The sequence below is a fragment of the Shewanella seohaensis genome, from assembly GCF_023283775.1.
GTDB lineage: Bacteria > Pseudomonadota > Gammaproteobacteria > Enterobacterales > Shewanellaceae > Shewanella > Shewanella seohaensis.
This window is the reverse complement of record NZ_JAKILE010000002.1, coordinates 210469-235580: the sequence shown is the minus strand read 5'-3', so window position 1 is coordinate 235580 and position 25112 is coordinate 210469. Positions and strand designations below refer to the sequence as shown.

Here is a 25112-nt window from a genome sequence, read left to right as displayed (position 1 = left end):
AGACCAAGGTCTAATGGAGTTGCCAGCCCCTTGCATACCATACTCAGACTACGCAATTTTTAGAAAGGGAAGCCCTATGAGCTCGCAGTCTCTCTACAAAGTCTCCGGCAATATCGCTGCCAATGCACTTGTAAATAACGATCAATATAAAAAAATGTACCAAGAGTCGATTGTCAATCCAGAGGGTTTCTGGAGAGAGCACGGCAAACGGATCGATTGGATAAAGCCATATACTAAAATCAAAAAAACCACTTTTGACGATCATAACTTATCGATTAACTGGTTCTACGACGGCACCCTAAACGCCTCAGCCAACTGCTTAGATCGCCATCTAGCAGAGCACAGCGACCGCGTTGCCATCATTTGGGAAGGCGATAACGCCAGCGAACAACGTAAAATCACCTACGGTGAGCTGCACACTCAAGTGTGTAAGTTTGCCAACGCCCTACGCAGCCAAGGCGTGCGTCGTGGCGATATTGTGACCATTTATATGCCAATGGTGCCAGAAGCGGCAGTGGCTATGCTGGCCTGTGCCCGCATCGGTGCCGTGCACTCGGTGGTCTTTGGTGGTTTCTCACCCGATTCTATCGCTTCACGGGTCATCGACGGTAAATCTAAAGTGGTTATCACCGCCGACGAAGGTATGCGTGGTGGCCGCGCGATCCCACTCAAGCGCAACATCGACGATGCGCTCAAGCATCCCGATGTCACCAGCGTTGAGAAGGTGATTGTACTTAAACGTACTGGCGGCAAGGTTGATTGGGTAGAAGGCCGCGATGTGTGGTGGCACTCACTGGTTGAAACCGCATCCGAGCACTGCGCCATTGAAGAAATGGGCGCCGAAGATCCGCTCTTCTTACTTTATACCTCAGGTTCAACCGGTAATCCCAAGGGCGTATTACACACCACCGGCGGTTATATGGTGTATGCCTCTATGACCCACGAGTATGTGTTCGACTACAAACCCGGTGAGATTTACTGGTGTACCGCCGACGTGGGTTGGATCACGGGGCATTCCTACATGGTGTACGGCCCACTGGCGAACGGTGCGACCGTGCTTATCCACGAAGGGATCCCTAATTACCCAAGCCCAGCGCGTTTAGGCGAGATGATTGACCGTCACAAGGTGAATATTCTCTATACCGCGCCGACACTTATCCGTGCACTGATGGCCGAAGGTAAACAGCATTTTGACAAGTACGATGGCAGCTCGCTGCGCATCATGGGCTCAGTGGGTGAACCTATCAACCCTGAAGCTTGGCGCTGGTACCACGAGGTCATCGGCCATGAACATTGCCCGATTGTCGATACCTGGTGGCAAACCGAAACCGGCGGCATCTTAATTACCCCATTACCCGGCGCAACCGATACCAAACCCGGCTCGGCAACTCGCCCTTTCTTTGGGGTACAACCGGCGCTAGTGGACAACATGGGTAACATTTTAGAAGGCGCAACCGAAGGTAACTTAGTGCTGCTCGACTCATGGCCAGGTCAAATGCGTACCGTATATGGCGACCATGAACGCTTCGTACTGACCTACTTCAAAACCTTCCGTGGCATGTACTTTACCGGTGACGGCGCGCGCCGCGATGAAGACGGTTACTACTGGATCACCGGCCGTGTGGACGATGTGATTAACGTCTCCGGCCACAGATTAGGTACCGCTGAAGTAGAAAGTGCACTGGTATCACACGAACTGGTCGCTGAAGCCGCAGTTGTGGGCTATCCCCATGATATTAAAGGCCAAGGTATTTACGCCTATGTGACCTTAACCCGCGGCACAGAAGAAAGCGAAGAACTTCGCCAAGAGCTGCGCCAATGGGTTCGCAAAGAAATTGGTGCCCTAGCCACACCGGATCTTATCCAGTGGGCAACAGGATTACCTAAGACCCGTTCTGGCAAAATCATGCGCCGCTTCCTGCGTAAGATTGCCGCGAACGAAGTGACCAACTTAGGTGATGCATCAACACTGGCCGATCCAGCCGTGATTGAGACCTTGATTGAAACTCGCTTGAATCGTAACGAGTAATCGTTATCCCGCGCTTAATCGTGATTTATCACGGTTAAGCGCTGCTTTAGCTCCTGTACGTTTGAACCTGACTCCGTCGAGTACTGGTTCCTTTAAATGAAGCAAACCCTGTTGAGAAAGTGCCTGATTGCCCCTTTCTCTTAGTTGCCCCTCCAACCAAGGGGCATTTTTTTGGTTCTGTGTTAAGCTTGGCGCCAAACTCAGTCGACCAAGAATATCTAGCAGCGTGTCAGTTAATTCCAGCCCAAGCGTTACCCTCAGGGATTATCAGCAACAAGCCGTCGATGCCGCCATCGCGCATTTTAAAAAAAGCACCGATTCCGCCGTGTTAGTCCTGCCAACGGGTGCCGGAAAAAGTATCGTTATTGCCGAGCTGGCCCGCATCGCCAGAGGACGAGTGCTGGTTTTAACCCATGTGAAGGAACTGGTTGCCCAAAACGCGCAAAAGGTCGGATTACTGACGACTGAGGCCAGCATTTACTCCGCTGGGTTAAATCAAAAATCGACTGACGGCAAAACCGTCGTGGCCAGTATCCAATCCGCCGCGCGCGCCTTAACTCAATTCGATGAGCTCTTCTCGTTAGTGATTATCGATGAGTGCCACAGAGTCAGCCTCGAAAAAACCAGCCAATATAAGCAACTCTTAAGTCATTTACAAGAGCGTAACCCCAAGCTCAAATTATTAGGCCTGACGGCCACTCCCTATCGGCTAGGGACTGGTTGGATTTACAAACGCCACTACCACGGCAAAGTCGGCTCGCCTGAACTTGGGATCTTCGAGCAGTGTATTTTCGAGCTCCCCATCCGTCCGCTGATTAAACAAGGCTATTTAACCGCGCCCACTTTATTTGATGGTTTAAGCGCCCAATATGACTTCAGCCAAATCAAGCCCAATGACAATGGCGAATATCTCGAGGCCCAAGTCAATGCGCTGCTGAATCACGCTGGACGAGCGACAACGGCGATTGTGAAGCAACTGATTGAACTGAGTCACCATCGCCAGGGGATCATTATTTTTGCGGCAACAGTACGCCATGCTGAAGAAATTGTCAGCCAGCTTAACAAGGAGCACGGCGAACAAACGGCAATCGTCACGGCGCAAACGCCAGATAATGAACGTGATGAACTTATCGAGCGCTTTAAAGCGAGGGAGCTTAAGTTCCTTGTCAACGTCGCGGTATTGACCACCGGATTCGATGCGCCCCATGTGGATTTGATTGCGATTTTACGCCCCACCGCATCGGTGAGTTTGTTTCAGCAAATGATTGGCCGCGGTCTTAGGATCTGTGAAGGTAAAAAAGATTGTTTAGTAATTGATTACGCAGCCAATGGCTATGATTTGTATTTTCCTGAAGTCGGCCAAGCTAAGCCCAATAGCAAGTCGGTTCCGGTACAAGTGCACTGCCCTGTCTGCCAGTTTGCCAATATCTTTTGGGGATTAACCGACGATGATGGCGATATTATCGAACACTTTGGCCGTCGCTGTCAGGGCATAGTCGAGCATCATGGACAAAAGCAGCAATGTGACTTTCGATTTAGATCTAAATCCTGTCCCGATTGCGGACAAGAGAACGACATAGCAGCGCGTATTTGCCAGCATTGCCAGTCGACCTTAATCGACCCCGATAAACGCCTTAAGCAAGTATTGAATAAGCAACACCATCATCTGTACCGCTGCCAGCATATGACGTTAATGGATGATGCTGGCGATCTTAAGGTGCAATATCTGGACATAGAAGGAAACGAGTTTAATCGACGCTTTAAACTGCAAACGCCCGCCCAATGGCGTGCCTTGTATGCGCTATTTATTTCCCCCCATAGTCGCACGCCGGGCCTAAAACCTAAGCAATACAAAAAAGTGTCTGAGCTGATTGCCGATAGTGCCGCCTTTCGGATGCCAGATCTGTTACTGCTGAAAAAGCATAAAAAAGGCTGGGATCTGCTCGAAAGCTATTTCGATTACCAAGGGCGCTATCAAACTGAAAATAAACACATCTGACATTATCAATTCGGTTAGCGCTATGGTATAAAACGCTTAAAGTAATCCTAAGGAGCTATTATGTACGTTGTTATTTTTGGCCGTCCTGGCTGTCCTTATTGCGTGCGAGCAGTACAACTGTCAGAGCAACTCGTTGAAAAACGTGATGACTTTAAATTTAGATACGTGGATATCCACGCCGAAGGGATTTCTAAAGCGGATCTCGAGAAGACTGTCGGCAAGCCAGTCGAAACTGTGCCACAGATTTTCGTTGATGAAAAACACGTAGGTGGTTGCACCGATTTCGAACAATATGTTCGCGATAACAATCTGTTAGGTTAATCCTAATGTGATGTAAAAGGAGACCTGAGGTCTCCTTTTTATTTATCTCTATAAAACCTTAGAGCACATACTTCGCCGAGAAGATGATCCGGCTTAAATCACCATCATCACCATTCTCTTTACTATTCTGGGCGTACATATATTCCACCCCAAAGGTCAGTGGTTTGCTAGGGGAATACAACAGGTTGATATAGCCAGAATAAGCATCCTTATTCACCCCTGTGCCCGTTAAGGCCACATCATTATCTGCTTGCATGCCAGAGAATGTCACACTGGTGCGCCACTGTTCGTTCCACCAATGACGGTAAGACACAAAGCCGCCGAAGGTACGAATGGATTCAATATCACCGCTCGCATCTAACACGCCCGCATTAATGTAATTAAGTGCCATATAACGCCCTAAACCGTCGCCATAGCTTGCGGTAAAGCGCAGATCATCTTTCCCAATGGGAATAATCCCCGCCACACTGGCGCCGTAACCGAAGCTCGAACTATCGATTTGAGTCGCACCAATTTTGGTCTCTAAATTGAGTTGCCGAGCAATACCTGCAAACGAGAATGAAGCGCCGCCATCCGTCTTGAGATTATATCTAGCCACTACATCAGGCACGACACCATTACCACTGGTGATGCGTGCACCACCTTGGTTCGGTGTTACCGTTGTTTCAGGGTTTTCTATCGCAAATTGGAAATTACCATGGGTATAACGCAGTAACGATTGGCGCACAAAGGGTGTACCATCTGCGGCACCCACAAAGTCGAGGTTTTCAGGCAAGGCAGCAGGGTTTTGGAATGTGGTCCAGGTTTGACCTACGGTCCAATTATCATAGGACACATAGGCATGGCGGATACGTGGTGAATAGCTGTTAGACACCCGTTCATTGCCATCTGTGTGGGTCATAAAATCCAGCTCAATAAAGCCCGATAGGCTATGACCATCAAGATCCGTTGCCGCCTTAAAATTGAATCGCGTCTCACGGGCTTGGAAATCCACCACTTGGTTACCATTGCCTTCTTTGCCGTAGATGGTACCTGGTACATAAAACTGACGGGATAAATCCCCTGAATCAGGCGCCCCATTGCCATAATCGCTGAACATTACGTCAGCCTTGATATAGCCACCAAATTCAACGTCAGTATTTTTTAAAGAAGCCGCATTGGCAGAGCCCATAAATGCCAATAAGGTTGCAGAGTAAAGCAAGCTAAGTTTTGCTTGTTTCATTTTATGTTTCCCCAGTTGTTATTATTTGTCCGCAGCCAATATGGACAATTTAACAAGCGAGCAACATTGGCAATAAGTCTATGAGACAAAAGTAGAAAATGCTAAAAATAAAGCGAAAATGCTTTGTGATTACAAGCTGAGGAAGAGTTTACTAGGGAATTTAAGAGTGGTGGGTCGTGAAGGATTCGAACCTTCGACCAATTGGTTAAAAGCCAACTGCTCTACCGACTGAGCTAACGACCCATTTAAGGACTCTGAATTTTACACTTCCAGAAAAGTGGTGGGTCGTGAAGGATTCGAACCTTCGACCAATTGGTTAAAAGCCAACTGCTCTACCGACTGAGCTAACGACCCATCTAAGGACTCTGAATTTTACACTTTCAGAAAAGTGGCGAATCGTTAAGGATTTAAACCATTCGACTGATTGGTTAAAAGCCAACTGCCCTAGCTTTATAAAAAAAGCGACTGAGCTAACGACCCATCTATTTGGGCACTGATTTATTCACTTTCAGTAAAGTGGTGGGTCGTGAAGGATTCGAACCTTCGACCAATTGGTTAAAAGCCAACTGCTCTACCGACTGAGCTAACGACCCATATGTTTTGCACTGATTTATACACTTTCAGTAAAGTGGTGAATCGTTAAGGATTGAAACCATTCGACTGATTGGTTAAAAGCCAACTGCCCTAGCTTTATAAAATAAGCGACTGAGCTAACGACTCATCTATTTAACTCTGAGTTTTACACTTTCAGAAAAGTGGTGGGTCGTGAAGGATTCGAACCTTCGACCAATTGGTTAAAAGCCAACTGCTCTACCGACTGAGCTAACGACCCATCTAAGGACTCTGAATTTTACACTTCCAGAAAAGTGGTGGGTCGTGAAGGATTCGAACCTTCGACCAATTGGTTAAAAGCCAACTGCTCTACCGACTGAGCTAACGACCCATCTATTGGACTCTGAGTTTTACACTTCCAGAAAAGTGGTGGGTCGTGAAGGATTCGAACCTTCGACCAATTGGTTAAAAGCCAACTGCTCTACCGACTGAGCTAACGACCCATCTTATTTACAACACTTTAAATACCGCTAACTTATTCTATTTACTAGAGTAAGTGGTGGGTCGTGAAGGATTCGAACCTTCGACCAATTGGTTAAAAGCCAACTGCTCTACCGACTGAGCTAACGACCCATTTACTGGTATTTTGCGCCCCGAACGACCTCGCCGTTCCGAGGGCGCCTATAATACCTTTTTCATTTTCCCATGCAAGCGTAAATTCCCAATTTTTTGTCGTTTGCATGAAAAACAGACTAAGAGTATGTTTTTTAGTTAATTATGCTTTAATTGCAGCCAATTGTTGTTGAGCAATGCGTGCTGCAGCGCTGTTGGCGTAGTCTTTTACTACTTGTTGGTAGTATTGAGTCGCACCGGCTTTATCACCGGTTTTCTCTGCGATCATGCCAAGCTTCACTAGACTGTCACCACGTTTGTTGGAATCACTAAAACGGGTCACGACGGTATTGAAGGCTTGTTTGGCTTCAGCAAATTCACTCTTGTTAAACAGTAACTGTCCTAACCAATAGTTGGCATTGGCAGCATAAACTGAATCCGGATACTGTTTAATGAAGGCGCGAAACGCTGGGATAGCATCGTCATACTTGCGCTCTTTCAGCACTAAGTTCACCGCACCTTCGTAGCTGGCCGTTTCACTTAAGCTACTGGCGGCGGCATTGGCACTTGCTGCGGCAGCAGCGGGCGTTGCAGGAGTAGAAGCTGCTGGCGCGGCAGCGGCTTTGGAGGATAAATTGGCAATTTCATCGTAAAGCTGACGCTGACGTTGTTGCATCTGCTCTATTTGATAATTCTGTTGTTCGGTCAAACCACGTAAGTCGAGAACTTCTTGCTGCAAAGTATCCAGACGGCGCTGCATATCAATTTCGCTTTGTTGTCTCGATTTTACAATGCGCTCTAAACGAGCAAGTCTGTCATCACCTGAACCACCAGCAATATCTTCAACAGGAGCAGGAGCTGCCACTGCAGCTCCTGCTCCGAAGAACATTGCCGTAATTAAGACGGCACGTTTCATCTAGTTACTCTCCGTAATTCAATCTTAGTAAACTAAAACTGCACGACGGTTTTTAGCAAAACCTTCATCGGTACGAGTGAAGTCAAGTGGCTTCTCTTCGCCATAGCTTACGATGCTCATTTGGCTAGGTTGTACACCCATGCCTTGTAAGTATTTAGCAACAGCTTTAGCACGACGCTCACCCAGTGCGATGTTGTATTCTGGTGTGCCACGCTCGTCGGCATGACCTTCAATCAATACGCGTACGCTTGGGTGCTCAACTAAATAAGTACCGTGTGCTTCGAGTACAGCGGCATATTCAGTTTGAACTTCACTGCGGTCGAAGTCGAAGTAAATGATGTGTTCTTTTCTCAACTGCTCGAGTTGCTGACGTTGTTGCTCTTCAGGTGACAACATTCCACCAATACCGCCAGTTTGAACGCCACCACCATTCAGTTCGCTACCAGAACCGTTTGTAGAGCCCATTGCATCAGTTTCTGATTCAGAAGTTGAGCTACACGCACTAATAGCCATAATTGGAAGTGCTACCAACATAGCTTTTAACAACTTGTTCAGATCCATTATCTGTTCCTTATAAAATTAAATGTGAATAAATCTAGCTAATACATTAGAGAAACGGAGACCAAGAAGGTGATTTCACCTCGCCCTGACCTACCGGTAATCTCGCTTTAAAGCGTCCGTCCGTAGAAACAGCTGCTAAAACTTGCTTGCCTTGATACGTAGTGCCATAAATCACCATAGTACCATTAGGGGCCACACTTGGAGATTCGTCCAAACGTGTCGATGTCAGCACCTGCATAAAGCGCGTACTTAAATCCATACGTGCAATATTAAATTTACCGTTTGTGCGATTCACAAAAATCATGCTGCGACCATCAGGGGTAATTGAACCACCTAAATTCCATTCACCTTCAAAGGTTTCACGGGTCACTTTGCCTGAATTTAAATCTACACGATATAACTGTGGTCTACCACCGCGCTCGGAGGTAAACAACAATGACTTGCCATCGGGATACCAAGATGGCTCAGTATCGATGGAATAGTGGTTGGTAATACGTTTTGCTGCTTTAGTGGCGATATCGATAACGTAAATCTCAGGTTGACCATCCTTTGAGAGGGTCACTGCTAAGGATTTACCATCGGGCGAGAATGTCGGTGCACCGTTAATGCCAGGGAAGCTACTCACCTTAGTACGTACTTGGGTGTAAAGATCCTGAACAAAAATCTCAGCCTTTTTGTTTTCAAAGCTCACATAAGCTAAACGACGGCCATCGGGTGACCAAGAAGGAGACATCAGCGGCTCTGGAGAGCGCAGTAACATCTGCTCGTTGTAACCGTCATAGTCGGCGATCATCAGTGAATAAGCCGCTTTCTGGGTATGGTTAACCACCACGTAGGAAATACGGGTTAAGAAAGCACCACGAATACCTGTCAGTTTCTCATAGACGATATCGCTGATACGGTGGCCATATTGACGGAACTGCGCCGCAGAAATCACCGTTTGGCGACTATCCATCAAAAATTCTGTCGCACTGGTAGGCCCTTTTAGCGCTTGGTTTTGCGCCTTAACCAAATCGATAAGGTCAAAGCTCACCAAAAACTGATCTGTGCCATAGGGTTTTACCGAACCCACAACAACGGCTTCAGCACCCACATTGGCCCACGCACTCGCGTCAAACTGGGCTAAAGCACCGATACCACGTTGTGGTAACCCTAATTCATCTAATGGTTTGAAGGTACCGCTACGTATTAAATCAGACATCACCACATCGGCGATCGCCTGAGGTGGCGCACCCGCTCCTTGCCATTGGAATGGCATCACTGCGATTGGACGCGCCGCATCCACACCCTCAGTGATCACAATATCCAGCGCCGCTTTTGCCGGCATAGTGCAAAGCAGAACCGCCAATGCTAACCATTTTGCCAAAATTTTCATGGGACTCCTTTAATTAAACGTTGGTTCAACGATTAAGTTAATTTCTTTCATCAAGTTATAAACCGCAGGGTCCGGAGACACTGGTAACTTGCCCGCTTTTAAAATCGCCGCTTTTGCTGCACGACACACGTTAGGATCGCCACCCTGTGTCTGACTACTGATCACAAAACCATCATTGGCTAAACGCACAGAAACAGTACAGGTTTTACCACGCATCGACTCGTCAACCACCAGGTTGCGTTGAATCGTCGATTTAATCATCGCGGTGTATTTACCCACTTCCGTCTGCATTTGCTTATTCATGGTTTGCGATAATGCAGCCTGTTCGGCGGCTAACGCATCGGCCATTTCCTGCTCTTGCTGGGCGCGCGCTTTAGCTTCTGCATCCGCTTTTGCCTTAGCTTCGGCTTTTGCTTTCGCTTCAGCATCGGCCTTGGCTTTTGCCTCCGCTTTGGCCTTAGCGTCTGCCTCTGCTTTCGCCTTGGCTTCGGCTTCCTTCTGCTTACGGTCTGCCTCGGCTTTCGCGGCTGCGGCCTCTTCTACTTTGCGTTTTTCCGCCGCTTTTTGAGCTGCATCTTCAGCAAGTTTACGTTCTTGCTCCTTCTGCTTGCGGTCGGCTTCAGCTTTCTGCGCTTTTTCCTTTTCCTGTTGCTGCTTCACCTGCGCGGCTTTCGCGGCATCATTGGCCTTTTGGGTCTCAATTTCTTGCTGCTTACGTTCTTCCGCCAGTTTCTTCAACTGTGCTTGTTCACGCTCACGGGCTTGCTTTGCTTCCTGTGCTTTGCGTTCAAGTTCGGCTTGGCGCTCACGTTCGCGGCGCTCAGCATCGCGCTTTTCCTGCTTAAGCTTTTCAACTTGATTAGCCACTTTTTGCTGATCAACCATAACAGCTTTTACTGCAGGGGCGCTAACTTGTTGCACAGGTTCAGGTTTATGGGTGAAATCTATGCCAATGGCCAGAATAATTATCACGCCAATATGAATACCTGCTGAAATTGACAGAGGTAATGCAACATTTGAATTATCCGCCACCTATTTCTCCTTGGGTGAATCCGTCATCAAACCGACTGAGGGAACGCCTGCCTGCTGCAGGGTCACCATCAATTGGATCACGTTATCGTAAGGAATATTTCTATCGGCTTTCACCACCACTGGGCGTTCAGGCTCTGTCACCATGATCGCCGCGACGGCGGTGGCTAACTCATCCAATTCCATCTCTTCGTTATTAGAACCGCCCTGATTGAGGAAATAAGCCCCGTCGGCATCGATAGACGCGACCACTGGCGGCTTACTGTCCGCTGGCAGAACTTCGGCCGCCCCTTGAGGCAGCTCCACTTTCACCCCTTGGGTCACAATCGGCGCTGTTACCATGAAAATAATCAGCAGCACGAGCATGACGTCGATATAAGGCACCACGTTGATTTCGGCAACGGGGCGACGACGTTTACGCTGATAACCGACTTGCATTATACGCCTTCCTTCTCACTGTATGCTTGGCGATGCAGGATGCTAGAAAACTCTTCCATAAAGTTAGCGTAACCGATTTCCAGCTTTTCAACTTGAGTCGCAAAACGGTTATAAGCGATAACTGCTGGAATGGCCGCAAACAGACCCATTGCGGTTGCGATCAGTGCTTCTGCAATACCTGGCGCCACCATGGCAAGCGTCGCGTTTTCCATTGAGCCGATAGCGATAAATGAATTCATAATACCCCATACCGTACCAAACAAACCGATATAAGGGCTAGTCGAACCAATAGTTGCCAATAAAGGTAAGTTGGCTTCTAACTTTTCTAATTCACGGGATAAGGTGACGCGCATGGCACGTGAAGTCCCATCCATCACTGCATCGGGCACTTTGTTATTTAATTTATTTAGACGTGAATATTCTTTAAAACCCGTCACAAATAATGACTCTAAGCCAGTATTATCTGGACGAGCCGATAATTCTTTATACAGACGATTTAAATCAACGCCTGACCAAAATTTATCTTCAAATTTTGCCGATTTACTTTTTGCAGATGTCAATAAGCTACGGCGTTGTAAAATCACCGTCCAAGACATTACAGACAAGCAAAGTAAAGTGAACATCACAAATTTCACTAATAAACTGGCTTGTAAAAATAACCCAACAATCGACATATCAGCTTGCACTGTCAAACTCCTGCACAATATTTAAGGGAATAGCTCGGGGACGCATTCGTGATAAGGCAACACAGGCCACTAGCACTGTACCTTCACAATAACAGTCTCCCTGATGATCAACCAAACGTTGATGAAATACCAACGAGGCCTTTTTCAACTCTATGACCTTAGTTTCTACAATAAGGTTCTGTTCAAAACGCGCGGCTTTTTTAAAATCTAATTCCGCCCGCTTAACCACAAACGCCGTATCATCGGCTAACAGTGCAGTCTGGCTTACGCCTAAGGCTCTTAACCACTCGGTTCGCGCCCGCTCAAAAAAATTGAGATAGTTCGAATGATAGACAACGCCGCCTGCGTCGGTGTCTTCGTAATAGACTGAAATGGGCCAATTAAACGTCATTTGAAATCAGCAAATTTTGGTTGAAAAATTGACGCTTACTATACCTAGGGAAACAAGACTTGTGAATGACCCGACGAAGATATAGATAGGGATAGCGCGGGTTTCAGCGCAATTGAGGGATTTGTAAATAACAATGGGGTCAAACGACCCCATTTCATTAACATAGTTCGCTATTTTGCGAGGGTTTGCGGCAATGTCAGCCCGAAGCTTTGCCACAGGAAGCTGTAAATGTCGGCAAACTCGTCAATCTTCATTGCCGTCGGTTTGCCCGCACCGTGCCCGGCATTGGACTCAATGCGCATAATGACGGGTTTATCGCCCTGCTGCTTCTCTTGCATCATGGCGGCAAACTTAAAGCTGTGTAGCGGAACCACGCGATCATCATGGTCAGCCGTCATCACCATAGTTGCAGGATAGGCCTGCGCTTTAACGTTGTGGTATGGCGAGTAAGCCAATAACGCAGGGAATTGCTCGGCGTTGTCAGCACTGCCGTATTCACTGGTCCAAGCCCAACCAATAGTGAACTTGTGGAAACGCAGCATATCTAGCACCCCCACGGCCGGTAACACTGCGGCGAACAGTTCCGGACGTTGAGTAACCGCAGCGCCCATCAACAAACCACCGTTACTGCGACCATAAGCACCTAACTTAGTGCTGTTGGTGTATTTTTGGTTGATTAGGTATTCGGCCGCCGCAAAATAGTCATCAAACACATTTTGCTTTTTATCGAACATCCCTGCTTGATGCCAGCTTTCACCGTAATCCGCACCGCCACGTAGGCTTGGTACGGCGTAAATACCGCCCATATCTAACCAAGCGATGTTGGCAGGACTAAAACGCGGTGTCATTGAAATCGCAAAGCCGCCATAGGCATACAAAAGCGTTGGGCTTTGACCATTCTTCACCAGCCCTTTCTTGTAGGACACCATCATAGGGACGCGAGTACCGTCCTTACTTGTGTAGAACACTTGCTCAGACACATAGTCATCGGGATTGAACGACACCTTCGGCTTAGCGACCACTGTGGACTCTGCCGTTTTAAAATCGAACTTATAGGTGGTTTCGGGTTGAATATAGCTGTTAAAGACATAGTAGAAATAGTCTTTGCTCGCCTTACCGAAAGGCCCGGCGACATTACCTTTACCAGGTAAAGTGACATCCTGACGCTTTTGTCCGCCCATGCTGAAAATCGATAACTGTCCCAATACATCGTGCAAATAACTCACGACTAAATGGTCATTAATAATGGCCACTTTATTAATAGGATCTTTCGATTCTGGAATAATGGTTTGCCACTGGGATTTATCACTATTACGGGTATCGATGGCAATCACTTTACCGTTTGGCGCATCTAAATCGGTCTTGAAATAAAATACGGCGCCATCATTCCCTAAAAACTCATATTCCGCTTCGAGGTTAAGGATTAATTCAACCACCTGCGCTTTAGGTTCAAACAGTGATTTATAGAAGAAACGATTACGTTTGTCTGTGCCTTGCGAAATTGACAACAGTAAATATTCGCCCTGCTCAGACACATCGATGCCAAAACCCCAATCTTTATTTTGTGGGCGTTCGTAAATCAATAAATCTTGGCGCTGATCTGTGCCTAATTTGTGGTAATACACTTTTTGATTAAAATTGACATCGGCCAGTAAATCACCGCCCGCTGGCGCATCGTAACGGGCATAGAAAACACCTTGGTTTTCCTTATCCCACACTGCGCTGGAGAATTTAATCCAGTTGAGTTCATCTTTCAGCTTTTTACCCGTGGCAATATCGATAAACTGCCACTGCTGCCAGTCAGAGCCTGACTTAGACACACCGTAAGCTAAAATCTTGCCGTCATTACTGACGGAAACGCCAGAAAGTGCCACAGTTCCATCGGCTGAAAAACCATTTGGATCCAGTACAGGTTTCTCAACGCCATCTTTGCCTTTTACATACAGCACCGATTGCGCTTGTAAACCATCGTTACGGTAATAAAACTGGTTATCGCCATTCTCGAAGGGAGCAGAGATTTTCTCGTAGTTCCACAGCTCTGTGATACGGTCAACAACGGCTTGTTTGTTGGGGATCTTCGCCAAGTAAGCTTGACCAAAGGCCTGTTGTTCTTTTACCCAGCTTTCAGTTTCTGGCGTGTTTTCTTCAAGGTGACGGTAAGGGTCCGCCACTGCAACACCGTGAATAGTTTCGACTAAGTTGTCTTTTCGGGTTTCTGGGTAAACCAATTTGTTTGCGCTGACCTGCTGTGCGGCCTCTTCTGGCGTATTGCCACTCTGGCAGGCGGCCAACGCCATGCCCAATGTGGCCACTAATAAACCTTGCTGGGCAAGGCGAAATCTTAATGCCATCTTTTATCGTCCTTTTGGTGATGTCCGGCTTAACGCTCTTTTGCAGCAAGTACTATACAAGCAAAATTTTTCATGGCAATGCCGCAACAAAAGATGAGCTTTTCTAGCGAAGAGGCAAGATTTAACAAAGTGGTAGCAATGATGAGTTTATTGAAGTGTATTTTTATGCATTAATTCTGACTGACAAGCTGTTAATCAAGCTAAATAGTGACTTAAGTGAGCCAGATCACTTAATTAATCATTAGTTTTGCTAATGTGTCAGGGCAATTTTTCTCGTTTGCTTGAGCCCTTGGGACACACTAGAATGTGCTTGTTTTCAGGAGATATCCGCTAGCGGATATGGAAAACAAAGAACTTTTAAACTGGTGTCTTTTTAAGACGTCAGTTCATCCCTGGTTCTTATGCTTGACTTCCTTCCTTCAATTTGTTGATTGCAAATGCATTTTTTGCGGCCCGCTTAGTTTAAGCGGGCTTTTTTTATCTCGATTCAAACACACCGCGAAAATCTTGCGATTTTCAGTCGTCTTTTGTTACATAAAAATCTTATTCCTCTTCCCTAAAAACGCAGCAATGACCTCATGCCTTAGCGTCACTCTTAGCATTGCCGCACTTTTAATACCAATCACACTAAATATCTAATCAGTTCAGAGCCTCACAGGCATTTCAATCCAAGGCGCATTGACGAAGAAATGGTTATTCCCTTTTAAGTCAATGTAACACGGGAGTGAGATGCCTGTGAGGCTCCCGAAGGGCGGGGTTGAACGGGCTTTATACTGCGTTTAAGGCTTTCGACATAGCACCACTATGCCTTCAAGCCTTCGCCTTGTCTAAAGCCCGTTTAACTCCCGCTGAATGAACAGATATTTAATACGATTGGTATAAGATAAAGTCTCCCATCACGGGAGAGTCAAGGGTGTTTTTGTGGCAAGTATCACACTTGTCTGCACGAGTCTTTAGAACAGATAAGAACCGAGGTCAGTATGAAAATTGGTGAAGTCGCGAAGCACACAGGGTTAAGCGTCAAAAGCATACGCTATTACCACGATATCGGCCTTGTCTGCGGTGAGCGTAACGAGGCGGGATACAGGGTGTATCGCCATCGGGATATCGAATCGTTGAAATTTGTCCACCAGTGCCGCGACTTAGGTTTTAGTCTCGAGGATTGCAAACTCCTGCTTGGCCTTCGCAATAACGACAGCCGCAATGCCGAAGAGGTGAAGCAACTCACCCGCAACCATTTGGCCTATGTTGAGGAGCAAATTGGTAAATTGCAGAATCTTCGAAGCCAGTTACAGCAAATGGTCAGCGAGTGCCAAGGTGGCGACCAGCCCCACTGCGCGATTATTGATAGCCTTAACCACCAGCACTAAATGCTTAATCATCTGCATTAACCCAGCCATAAAAAAGCCTGCTTGGATGCAGGCTTTTTTATGGGGTTGTCGCTAAGGCTTAAGCGCCAAGGCGTGAGTGCTTTTGTTTTAGTGCGTTAGCTTTAGTACTTTAGCGCGGCCACATTATCCAGCTGCAAGGCTGGCAACTTACCCGCAGGGGTAAAGTGAAATACTTGGCCATAAAAGGCTAACTCGGTTTCTAAGCCTGCGGCTTTATGCTCAGGCGTTCGCCCCTCATCGGAATCATCACCATAGTCGATATAGGCCGTCGGCACGCCTTTAGCTTTCAGTGCCTCATAAATTTGTCGCGACTGCGCCGTCGGTACAATCTTGTTTCTCAAGCCTTGGAAAATCAGCAAGGGTTCGTTCAAGCCATCTAAGTGATTGAGTGGCGATAACTCACGATAGCGTTGCTTATTCTCGGGATAGGGGCCGATAAGCTGATCTAAATAGCCAGATTCAAACTTATGTGTGCCCTTAGCGAGCTTCTCAAAATCGCTGATGCCCTCGTAGCTCACACCCGCTTGAAACACATCATAAAACGCCAATGAAGACATGACGGTTAAGCCACCAGCGCTGATCCCGCGAATCGCCAACTTATTTGCATCGACCCAGCCCTTAGCCACTAAATACTTGGCCGCATTGACCGCATCTTCCACATCGCTTTCACCCCATTTGCCATACAGGCTCTGACGATAGGCGCGGCCAAAGCCACTGCTGCCACGGAAGTTTAAATCCAACACGGCAAAGCCGCGGCTGGTCCAGAATTGGATCTCACTGCGATAGGCAAGTGATGCGCGCGCCGTCGGCCCGCCATGTAACATCACGATAAGCGGCGGCCTTGTATCATGGGGCGCAATGTAATTGGGATTCACCGGACCATAAAAATAACCATAGGCCTGCTGATTTTTACCCGTCGCGAAGGCAATATTTTTCGCCCGCGACACATAATTAGGGTCAAGATTCGGCAGCGCAGGGGCATAGACTAACTCTGTGCCACGGCCGACAACTCGATATATGCCCTTCTCTGGCGTCGCCTTAGCGCCGACAAAATAAACCCCATCTTCGCCCTTCACCACCTGAGTAATCTCAGCAAAATCAACGGCAAGGGATTCAGTTAATCCCGAATCTAAGTGCATTCGCAGCAATGCCGCTCGATTGCCTTCGACATAGCTGGCAATCAAGGTCGAGGCATTTTCGAAGGCGTAGTTATGATTGCCTAAACGCCAATCGGGCACTGCAAACTCGGCATTTTTACTCAGCACTGGCGCTAAAGTTTGTTGTGGCGTCACGCGGTAAATGTTCCACCAGTTACTGAGATCGGACACCACATATAAGTTACCATCGGGGCCAAATAAGGGCTGAGTCACCGAAGAATCCTTGGGCGTATTCACCTTACGAATATTTTTTAACTGGCCTTTACGGTCAAGATCCCCAAGCCAGAGCACGCTGTTATCCCAAGGCATATAGGGATGTTCCCAAGTAATCCACGCCAATTGCGTGTTGTCGGGGGAAATCGTGGGGGAAGAAATAAAGTCATGGCCAGTGACAAAGGTATCGCCTTCACCGGCAAAGTTAAGATTGATGGTCACTAGGCTGGCTTTAGGTTCGCCGCCCTGACGGTGATCTTCACGCACACAAATAATCCGCGAGCCCTTAGGGTACGCCACGCAATCGGCATGGCGGGTGCCATTGGGGGTTAATGGCAATGGCGGTTGATTCGGGGCGAAACGATAAAACAGCTGATCCTGCAATTTAGTGGCAAACAAGCTCTGGCCTATGCCTAAGAATGCCGCGCCGCCATACTCATGCACGGTAGATCTGACATTAAAATCAGGGGGAACCACTTCGGTCACTTTGCCAAGGTCATCGAGGCGTTTAATGCCAACTTTGCCCTGTGCGCTGCCGCTGGATTCGGCAAAATAAATCGCGTCGCCCACGCTTTGCAGCTCTGCAATATCATCGGCCTGCTCAAACACCGAGGCCGCAGACAAGGGCGATTGCCAACTGCCATAGGGTGCAACTTTAATATCGCCATTTTCCTTGGCGGGTAAATCCTGTGTATCCGTACGCTCACACCCGCCCAGCAGCAAAACTGCACTCAGCAGATATGGTAAATAGCGTCCTAACCCCATTGTATTCCCCAAGTTTGCCAACTGAACAAACCGAAATATGCTACAGCCCTTTTGGGCTTATTTTTTAACTTTTCTGATAAACCACTTGATGACATTGGCCTGCTGCACTTGCGTGAGACCAAAGTAAATACAAATCCAAGGTGACAGCAGAAAAAACCACGGGATCACCGCGACCGAACGACCTGTGAAAAGAAGAAAGAAGAAGCCGCCGTAGATCACTATCACACCCAAGACACCGACTATCAGCATCATCCGCTTAGTGATTTTTTCAAGCCAAAGGGCCTTATCCTGCCATGACATTCAGATAATCAACTCCATCACTATAATGTCAACCCTATTTGTAAAGTTATGTAAAAAAAGTGGAGTGCGATTGTTGAAGGATAGCCAGTAAATGTCAACTCCGATCCACCGTTGTGCGGCGCGAAAATCGTCTGCCACACACAAATCTTTACCCAATAAAAAACCGAGCAAATGCTCGGTTTTGTTTAATATCAATAAGATAGCATATTACAGACGGATACCGCCATCCACTTCAAAGACACGACCATTTACATAATCGTTTTCAATGATAAAGCGTACGGTAGAGGCTATCTCCTCCGCTTGGCCTAAACGGCCAACGGGCACAAGCTTCTCTAATCGCTCAAGCGCTTCTGGCTTCATCGCCGCGGTCATTTCAGTGGCAATCACCCCAGGGGCTACCGCTGCGCTACGAATATTGTAACGGGCTAACTCTTTTGCCCAGCCCACAGACATGGCCGCCACACCCGCTTTAGAGGCCGCGTAGTTAGATTGGCCTACGTTACCCGCTTTGGCGAGGCTAGAAATGTTGACAATCACCCCAGCTTGACCCGATTCGATCATCGCCGCAGCCGCCTCACGGCCACAGAGGAAGGTGCCAGTAAGGTTAACATTGATCACCGATTGGAATTGGTCGAATGACATACGGTCAGTCACTTTGCCGTCTTTAGCTTTAACTAACATGCCATCGCGCAGGATGCCGGCGTTATTCACTAATACGTTGATTTTGCCGAAATCTTCCAATATGTAAGCAAAACCTGCGACCACATCTTCTTCGTCGGTAATATCTAACGCATAACCTTGGACTTCGGTGGCTGAGCCTAAATCGGCACAGGCGCGCTCGAGTTTTTCTTGATCAACATCGATCAGCGCCAACTTAGCGCCCGCCTGCGCAAAATTGTGCGCCATTGCTAAGCCTAAACCACCCGCGCCGCCAGTGATGACGACAACCTTATCTTTTAAATCCATCTGGTTATCCCTTGTTTATCTATTTTTTAAGTGGTGCAAATTGTTCAAAAATACTGGAGAAGTCTCGGCGACCATTGCCTTGTCTTGCATGATTCACATACAAGCTGCGCGCGAGTGAGCCCATGGGTGTACTCGAATTGCTCAATAATGCCGCTTCTTGAGAGAGGCCGAGATCTTTAACCATCAAATCTACCATAAAGCCGCCCTGATAGCCCTTAGAAGAAGGCACATTCTCCATTACGCCCGGGCAAGGATTGTACTTCTCTAAGGTCCAGTTACCGCCGCTGCTGACCTTCATAATGTCCGACAGCACTTTAGGGTCGAGACCATGGTCAATCCCCATTTGTAGCGCCTCAGAAGTGCCGACCATCAACACAGATAACAGCATGTTGTTGCAGATTTTAGCAACCTGACCCGCACCAGCGCCGCCCGCATGGAAGATATTCTTGCCCATAGCGTTAAGTACAGGTTGCGCACGTTCGAAGGCGATGTCCGAGCCTCCACAGATAAAGGTCAAGGTGCCTGCCGCCGCGCCCGCCGTACCACCCGATACTGGCGCATCGATAAATTCGATACCACTCTTAGCCGCTTCGGCCGCCACCAATTGGGCGCTTTGGGCATCAATGGTCGAGCAATCAATCAACAGGGTATCGCCAGCGACTACGTCGAGTAGCCCCTTCTCGCTACCATTGCCTAAGTACAAGTTTCGAACATGCTTACCCGCAGGCAGCATAGTGATCACCACATTGGCTCCCGCCGCTGCGCCGCATGCCGTGCTCGACACTAAAGCGCCTTGGTCGGCCAAGGCTTGCATGGCGGCTGGCACTAAGTCGAAGACACGTACCGTCATGCCCGCTTTTAATAGATTGGCCGCCATTGGGCCGCCCATATTACCTAAACCGATAAATGCTACTGTACTCATGCCATCACTCCTGTGTTCTGGTGTCTTTATTATTCCAGATAGTTGTTATTCCAGACAAAAATGGCAGGCAAAGCGCTCGCTCTGCCTGCCATCGATTGGCTTAGCTTAATTGGCTTAAGGGATGTTCTTCTCCCCAAGGTGAGATCAAAATGTCCTCGATAACGCTGTTTGGCACGGATTGCACATCGGCAAATTGCCATTTGGGCTGTCTGTCTTTATCGATCAGCAGTGCCCGTACGCCTTCACAGAAATCGCCCTTAGCGCAGGTGTTAACACTGACGGTTAATTCCCATTTAAAACATTGTGCTAGGCTGAGTTTGGTGCCGAGTTGCGTTTGGATATACGCCAAATGCCAACTGATAGGACTGCCCGCCAACATGGTCGCACAGGCTTTATTTAACCAAGCTTCTTCGGTGCTTAAGGTTGACATACGGCTGACGATATCCGTCAAGCTGCCCGCCATCAGTCGGTCGATCATCTCTTGGCTCTCGGCCAGTAAACTATCACCCTTAGGGATGTCCACTTGGTTAGACAGTTCGTTGATCATCGAGTCGAGTCTTTGATGGTTCAGCGCTGGCGTATCGCTCCAATCGAGGGTCGCCATGGCATCGAACATCAGCTCTTTATCGTCACGATTCAGATAATGATCGGCAAGGCCAACGTAACAGGCATCGGCGGCGTTCATTTGATAGGCCGTTAGCCCTAAAAACAGCCCCATTTTGCCCGGCATACGGTTGAGGAAATAGCTGCCGCCCACATCGGGATAAAGCCCAATGGTGACTTCGGGCATGGCGATACGGGAGGTTTCAGTCACGACTCTATGACTTGCGCCCGCCATCAGGCCGAGACCGCCGCCCATCACTATGCCATCACCCCATACCAGCACAGGTTTGCCATAGGTATGCAGTAGATAATCGAGACGATATTCTTCTTCGAAGAATACTTTAGCGACCTCAGTCACTTGTCCCTTAGCAGCAACAGACGCGTGGTATAACGCGCGCACATCGCCACCCGCACAGAACGCCTTTTCTCCGCTGCCATCGAGTACCACACAGGCGATTAACGGATCTTTTTTCCACAAATTGAGCTGCACCGTCATGGCCCGAACCATATCGAGATCCAAGGCGTTGAGGGCTTTTTCAACATTGAGCGTCACCACCCCAACTAATTTACCTGAGGCGGTGGCTAAGGTTTGAAAAACCACATTTTGTGTGGTGGACGTGTGTGCAGCCTTATCTACTAAATGTGTCATTAGCGGTTCTTCCAATCAGCTTTACGTTTTTCCAAAAACGCGTTCACGCCTTCGGTCTGATCTTCAGTATCGAACAATCCGACAAACAGTTCACGCTCTATCGGTAAGGCTTGGCTGCGCGGCATTTGACGCCCAGCTTGGATAAGTGTCTTACAGGCAGTTACGCTGCTTGGGCTCTGATTCGCCACTTTGGCGGCCAGTGCAATCGCCGCATTTAAGGCTTCACCCGTTTCAACCACTTCCTCGACTAAACGCAAATTCAGCGCTTGGGTGGCATTCACCCGCTCACCGCAGAGGATCATCCGTTTCGCCCAACCTTCGCCCACTAAAGCGGTCAGGTTTTGGGTACCGCCTGCACAGGGCAACAGGCCAACAGTGGCCTCAGGCAGCGCCATCACGGCTTGGGTTTCGGCGATACGAATATCACAGGCCAGCGCGACTTCTAAGCCGCCGCCCATGGCATAACCGTTAATGGCGGCAATCGACACGCCGCGGAACTGGCTTAAGGTTTCAAATGCTTCGCCAAAGTGTTTTGCCATGCTCGCCGCATTGCCCTTATCACCATCGCTAAACAGTTTTAAATCGGCACCCGCGGAGAAAAACTTGTTGCCCTCGCCAGTTAACACCAGCGCGTAAATGTCCTTGTTGGCATTAAGCTCCAGCACTTTGGCCTTGAGCGCCTGCAAACTCTGGGCGGTCCAAGTGTTGGCCGGCGGATTATTCATCGTCAGAATCGCCGTGTGGCCTTCGATACGCTCAACTAAATATTCCATCTGTTTCGGCTCCCTTATATTTCCAATCGGTTATCGCCAAATCCTACAGTCCCATCTGGGCAGCTTAGAGGATTTGTCCGGCATTTTCGTCGAGTAAACGACGGGCGATAATGAGGCGCATAATCTCGTTAGTGCCCTCTAAAATCTGGTGTACGCGAACATCACGGAAGTGACGCTCTAAGGGGTACTCCCTGATATAGCCATATCCGCCATGAATTTGCAGCGCGGCATCACAAACTTGGAAACCCACATCGGTGGCAAAACGCTTCGCCATCGCGCAATAGGCGGTAGCTTCTGGGTCGCCACTGTCGAGTTTAAAGGCGGCCAGACGCACCATTTGACGCGCAGCCACTAATTCGGTCGCCATATCGGCAAGCTTAAATTGCAATGCTTGGAAGGCTGCCAGCGGTTTACCAAATTGCTGACGCTCATTCATGTACTGAGTTGCACGCTCTAAAGCCGCCTGCGCCGTACCGACAGAGCAAGTAGCGATATTGATACGGCCACCGTCTAAGCCTTTCATCGCAAAGGTAAAGCCTTGGCCTTCTTCACCGAGTAGGTTTGCAACCGGCACACGCACATTATCGAAGGTAACTAAGCGCGTCGGCTGCGCGTTCCAGCCCATCTTATCTTCGGCCTTGCCATAGATAATGCCTTCACTGTCGGCAGGAATGGCAATCGCCGAAATCCCCTTTGGCCCCGCTTGCCCAGTGCGGCACATCACCACCAGCAATTCAGTTGAACCTGCACCCGAGATAAACATCTTAGAGCCAGAGACCACGTATTCATCACCCTCACGCACCGCTTTGGTTTGCAGTGATGCCGCATCCGAGCCCGCACCGGGTTCAGTTAAGCAGTAAGACGCCAGCATTTGGCCTGTGGTCAAAGGCTCTGACCAAGCTTGACGCAGCGTCTCTGTGCCCCAAGTGGTAACCATCCAAGTGGCCATATTGTGAATGGTCAGCATAGCCGTTGTGGCAGTACAGCCTTTCGATAGCTCTTCGAAAATAATCGAGGCATCTAAACGCGACAGACCCATACCGCCTTCCGACTCGGGGGAATAGAGGGAGCAGAAACCCAGCTCACCGGCTTTTTGGATCACATCCTTAGGGAAATGATGTTCTTCGTCCCATTTGGCGGCAAAGGGGGCGAGTTCATCCGCCGCGAACTGGCGGGCCAGATCGGCAAATTGGCGTTGGTCTTCGTTGAAATTAAAATCCATTTGGCTCTCCTATGACTCTTTGGCCATTTCTTTTCGTCAATATCTTTTGCGTAATACACAGTGAATTTATCGGCAGGCTTATCATCAATGGGCACTAACTGGCGCCACGTTTAGACTGAAAAACCTGCCGTTTCACAATGCGTTGAAACTGTTCTTAAAACCGCTTAGCGCAAGTTAATGCTCATATTTGGACCTGCGGCCACGGCAATGTCCGACTCGAACCAGCGGGAAGTAATGGTCTTAGTTTCAGTGTAGAAACGTACCGCTTGCTTACCGTAGGCGTGTTGGTCGCCATAGAAGCTGCCCTTCCAACCCGTGAACGAGAAGAAAGGTAATGGCACTGGGATAGGCACGTTAATACCGACTTGGCCAACTTCGATTTCGTGTTGATATTTACGGGCGGCGGCGCCGCTTGCGGTAAAGATAGAGGTACCATTGCCGTAAGGGCTGGCGTTAACCAGTTCGATGGCATCTTCTAATGAATCGGACTCCATACAGCAAAGCACAGGGCCAAAGATTTCTTCTTTGTAGATGCTCATATCGGTCGTGACCTTAGTGAACATGGTCGGCCCTACCCAGTTGCCTGACTCGAAACCTACCACGCTAAAGTCGCTGCCATCGAGTAAACACTCTGCCCCTTCTGCCTTACCTTGGGCGATAAGTTTGAGCACGCGCGCTTTAGCGGCTGGGCTGATCAGCGGGCCGTAACCGGCTTCTTTATCGTCCCATAAACCTGGGCGAACCTTAGCTAAGGCTTCTTTAAGCTCAGGGATCCACTCTTTAGCCGCGCCGACAAATACCGCGACCGAAATCGCCATACAGCGTTGACCCGCAGCGCCAACCGATGCCCCAACTAGGTTGTTGATCACTTGCTGCTTATTCGCATCAGGCATGATCACGCAGTGGTTTTTTGCCCCAGCAAAGGCTTGCACGCGTTTTAAGTTATCGGTACCGGTTTTGTAGATGTATTGACCTACAGCCACAGAACCGACGAAGGAAATGGCTTTCACCGTAGGGTCTGCCAGCAGGATATCGACCGCCGTTTTATCGCCATGCACCAGTTGTAATACGCCCTTTGGCGCGCCCGCTTCAACAAACAGCTCAACTAAGCGCTGCGGCGTCATTGGGTCTTGCTCGGATGGCTTAAGGATAAAAGTGTTACCGCAGGCAATCGCAAGTGGGAACATCCACAGCGGGATCATCGCAGGGAAGTTAAACGGCGTGATGCCCGCACACACACCCAGAGGCTGAGTGTAGCTGTAGGTATCGATAGAGCGCGCGACGTTCTCAACGGTTTCGCCCATCAATAATGAAGCAATGTTGCAGGCATGTTCTGCCACTTCAATTCCGCGCCACACATCGCCCTTGGCATCTTCAAAGGTTTTGCCCGTTTCTTTGGCAAGGATTGTCGCTAGTTCGTCGTGGTGTTCTTTTAACAAGTGTTGGTAGCGCAACATGACACGGGCACGCTCAGACACTGGCACTTCTTTCCACGTCTTAAAAGCCGCCTTGGCACTGGCAATGGCCGCGTGCACTTCATCGGCCGTAGCGCTGTTGATAAGGGCAATTGGCTCGTTATTAGCGGGATTGGTCACCACGATTTGTGATGTACCAGTGCCTGTGGTGAATTCGCCATCGATATAATGCTTAACTTGTGTGGTCATGTTGC

Annotated in this window: 21 protein-coding genes and 9 tRNA genes; 4 read left to right on the top strand and 26 right to left on the bottom strand. The window is 48.6% G+C overall.

Annotated elements, in window-relative coordinates; translation table 11 throughout:
• Positions 1 to 76 precede the first annotated feature (76 nt).
• From acs to L2713_RS03225, 3 genes are all read left to right on the top strand, one after another.
• Complete coding sequence (gene acs / locus L2713_RS03235; protein WP_086902146.1) at positions 77 to 2029, top strand: acetate--CoA ligase; 1953 nt, start codon at positions 77 to 79, stop codon at positions 2027 to 2029.
• Positions 2030 to 2255: 226 nt separating this feature from the next.
• Positions 2256 to 4028, top strand: coding sequence for a DNA repair helicase RadD (gene radD / locus L2713_RS03230; protein ID WP_248966909.1), 1773 nt, complete (start codon positions 2256 to 2258; stop codon positions 4026 to 4028).
• A 60-nt stretch (positions 4029 to 4088) separates the two neighbouring features.
• Positions 4089 to 4349, top strand: coding sequence for a GrxA family glutaredoxin (locus tag L2713_RS03225; RefSeq protein WP_011072684.1), 261 nt, complete (start codon positions 4089 to 4091; stop codon positions 4347 to 4349).
• A gap of 58 nt (positions 4350 to 4407) precedes the next feature.
• Here the strand turns inward: L2713_RS03225 and L2713_RS03220 are convergent, their stop codons facing one another.
• The 18 genes from L2713_RS03220 to L2713_RS03135 form a co-directional block, all read right to left on the bottom strand.
• Positions 4408 to 5571, bottom strand: coding sequence for a DcaP family trimeric outer membrane transporter (locus tag L2713_RS03220; RefSeq protein ID WP_248966908.1), 1164 nt, complete (start codon positions 5569 to 5571; stop codon positions 4408 to 4410).
• 167 nt (positions 5572 to 5738) lie between these two features.
• Positions 5739 to 5814, bottom strand: a tRNA-Lys gene (locus L2713_RS03215).
• 35 nt (positions 5815 to 5849) lie between these two features.
• Positions 5850 to 5925: transfer RNA gene (locus L2713_RS03210), tRNA-Lys, on the bottom strand.
• A gap of 35 nt (positions 5926 to 5960) precedes the next feature.
• Positions 5961 to 6051, bottom strand: a tRNA-Lys gene (locus L2713_RS03205).
• A gap of 37 nt (positions 6052 to 6088) precedes the next feature.
• Positions 6089 to 6164 (bottom strand) — tRNA-Lys (locus L2713_RS03200).
• A gap of 36 nt (positions 6165 to 6200) precedes the next feature.
• Positions 6201 to 6291, bottom strand: a tRNA-Lys gene (locus L2713_RS03195).
• Positions 6292 to 6327: 36 nt separating this feature from the next.
• Positions 6328 to 6403 (bottom strand) — tRNA-Lys (locus L2713_RS03190).
• 35 nt (positions 6404 to 6438) lie between these two features.
• A tRNA-Lys gene (locus L2713_RS03185) sits at positions 6439 to 6514 on the bottom strand.
• A gap of 36 nt (positions 6515 to 6550) precedes the next feature.
• Positions 6551 to 6626, bottom strand: a tRNA-Lys gene (locus L2713_RS03180).
• A 54-nt stretch (positions 6627 to 6680) separates the two neighbouring features.
• A tRNA-Lys gene (locus L2713_RS03175) sits at positions 6681 to 6756 on the bottom strand.
• A 142-nt stretch (positions 6757 to 6898) separates the two neighbouring features.
• A complete protein-coding gene (gene ybgF / locus L2713_RS03170; RefSeq protein WP_089067564.1) occupies positions 6899 to 7651 on the bottom strand; it encodes a tol-pal system protein YbgF in 753 nt (250 codons plus the stop codon).
• Positions 7652 to 7675: 24 nt separating this feature from the next.
• On the bottom strand, positions 7676 to 8212 hold the full coding sequence (gene pal / locus L2713_RS03165) for a peptidoglycan-associated lipoprotein Pal (protein ID WP_055648392.1): 537 nt from the start codon (positions 8210 to 8212) through the stop codon (positions 7676 to 7678).
• Between the two features lie 46 nt (positions 8213 to 8258).
• Positions 8259 to 9587, bottom strand: a complete 1329-nt coding sequence (tolB, locus tag L2713_RS03160; protein ID WP_011717444.1) for a Tol-Pal system beta propeller repeat protein TolB — start codon at positions 9585 to 9587, stop codon at positions 8259 to 8261.
• 9 nt (positions 9588 to 9596) lie between these two features.
• Complete coding sequence (tolA, locus tag L2713_RS03155; protein WP_011717445.1) at positions 9597 to 10619, bottom strand: cell envelope integrity protein TolA; 1023 nt, start codon at positions 10617 to 10619, stop codon at positions 9597 to 9599.
• Positions 10620 to 11054, bottom strand: a complete 435-nt coding sequence (gene tolR, locus L2713_RS03150; protein ID WP_011623130.1) for a protein TolR — start codon at positions 11052 to 11054, stop codon at positions 10620 to 10622.
• Positions 11054 to 11740, bottom strand: coding sequence for a protein TolQ (tolQ, locus tag L2713_RS03145; RefSeq protein WP_011623131.1), 687 nt, complete (start codon positions 11738 to 11740; stop codon positions 11054 to 11056). Before tolQ ends, tolR begins: the two co-directional genes overlap by 1 nt.
• Positions 11730 to 12131: a tol-pal system-associated acyl-CoA thioesterase gene (gene ybgC, locus L2713_RS03140; RefSeq protein WP_011626519.1), complete on the bottom strand. Its 402-nt coding sequence runs from the start codon at positions 12129 to 12131 to the stop codon at positions 11730 to 11732. Before ybgC ends, tolQ begins: the two co-directional genes overlap by 11 nt.
• 170 nt (positions 12132 to 12301) lie before the next feature.
• Entirely contained in the window at positions 12302 to 14482 is a 2181-nt protein-coding gene (locus L2713_RS03135; protein WP_248966907.1) for a prolyl oligopeptidase family serine peptidase, read from the bottom strand.
• A 980-nt stretch (positions 14483 to 15462) separates the two neighbouring features.
• On the opposite strand from L2713_RS03135, the gene L2713_RS03130 reads away from it, so the two are divergent.
• Positions 15463 to 15852 carry a Cu(I)-responsive transcriptional regulator gene (locus tag L2713_RS03130; RefSeq protein WP_086902409.1) on the top strand — a complete coding sequence of 130 codons (390 nt, stop codon included), beginning with the start codon at positions 15463 to 15465 and terminating at the stop codon, positions 15850 to 15852.
• A gap of 122 nt (positions 15853 to 15974) precedes the next feature.
• On the opposite strand, the gene L2713_RS03125 is transcribed toward L2713_RS03130, so the two are convergent.
• The 8 genes from L2713_RS03125 to L2713_RS03090 form a co-directional block, all read right to left on the bottom strand.
• Entirely contained in the window at positions 15975 to 18008 is a 2034-nt protein-coding gene (locus L2713_RS03125) for a S9 family peptidase (RefSeq protein ID WP_248966906.1), read from the bottom strand.
• A 57-nt stretch (positions 18009 to 18065) separates the two neighbouring features.
• A complete protein-coding gene (locus tag L2713_RS03120; RefSeq protein ID WP_086902407.1) occupies positions 18066 to 18308 on the bottom strand; it encodes a hypothetical protein in 243 nt (80 codons plus the stop codon).
• A gap of 207 nt (positions 18309 to 18515) precedes the next feature.
• Positions 18516 to 19274, bottom strand: a complete 759-nt coding sequence (locus L2713_RS03115; protein ID WP_011717645.1) for an SDR family oxidoreductase — start codon at positions 19272 to 19274, stop codon at positions 18516 to 18518.
• 19 nt (positions 19275 to 19293) lie between these two features.
• Positions 19294 to 20196, bottom strand: coding sequence for a 3-hydroxyisobutyrate dehydrogenase (gene mmsB / locus L2713_RS03110; protein WP_047539148.1), 903 nt, complete (start codon positions 20194 to 20196; stop codon positions 19294 to 19296).
• 100 nt (positions 20197 to 20296) lie between these two features.
• Positions 20297 to 21448, bottom strand: coding sequence for an enoyl-CoA hydratase/isomerase family protein (locus L2713_RS03105; protein ID WP_248966905.1), 1152 nt, complete (start codon positions 21446 to 21448; stop codon positions 20297 to 20299).
• Positions 21448 to 22221 (bottom strand): enoyl-CoA hydratase, encoded by a 774-nt coding sequence (locus L2713_RS03100; RefSeq protein WP_248966904.1) that lies wholly within the window; start codon positions 22219 to 22221, stop codon positions 21448 to 21450. Before L2713_RS03100 ends, L2713_RS03105 begins: the two co-directional genes overlap by 1 nt.
• Positions 22222 to 22285: 64 nt before the next feature.
• Entirely contained in the window at positions 22286 to 23443 is a 1158-nt protein-coding gene (locus tag L2713_RS03095; protein WP_086902403.1) for an acyl-CoA dehydrogenase family protein, read from the bottom strand.
• 164 nt (positions 23444 to 23607) lie between these two features.
• On the bottom strand, positions 23608 to 25107 hold the full coding sequence (locus L2713_RS03090; RefSeq protein ID WP_248966903.1) for a CoA-acylating methylmalonate-semialdehyde dehydrogenase: 1500 nt from the start codon (positions 25105 to 25107) through the stop codon (positions 23608 to 23610).
• Positions 25108 to 25112: the final 5 nt, after the last annotated feature.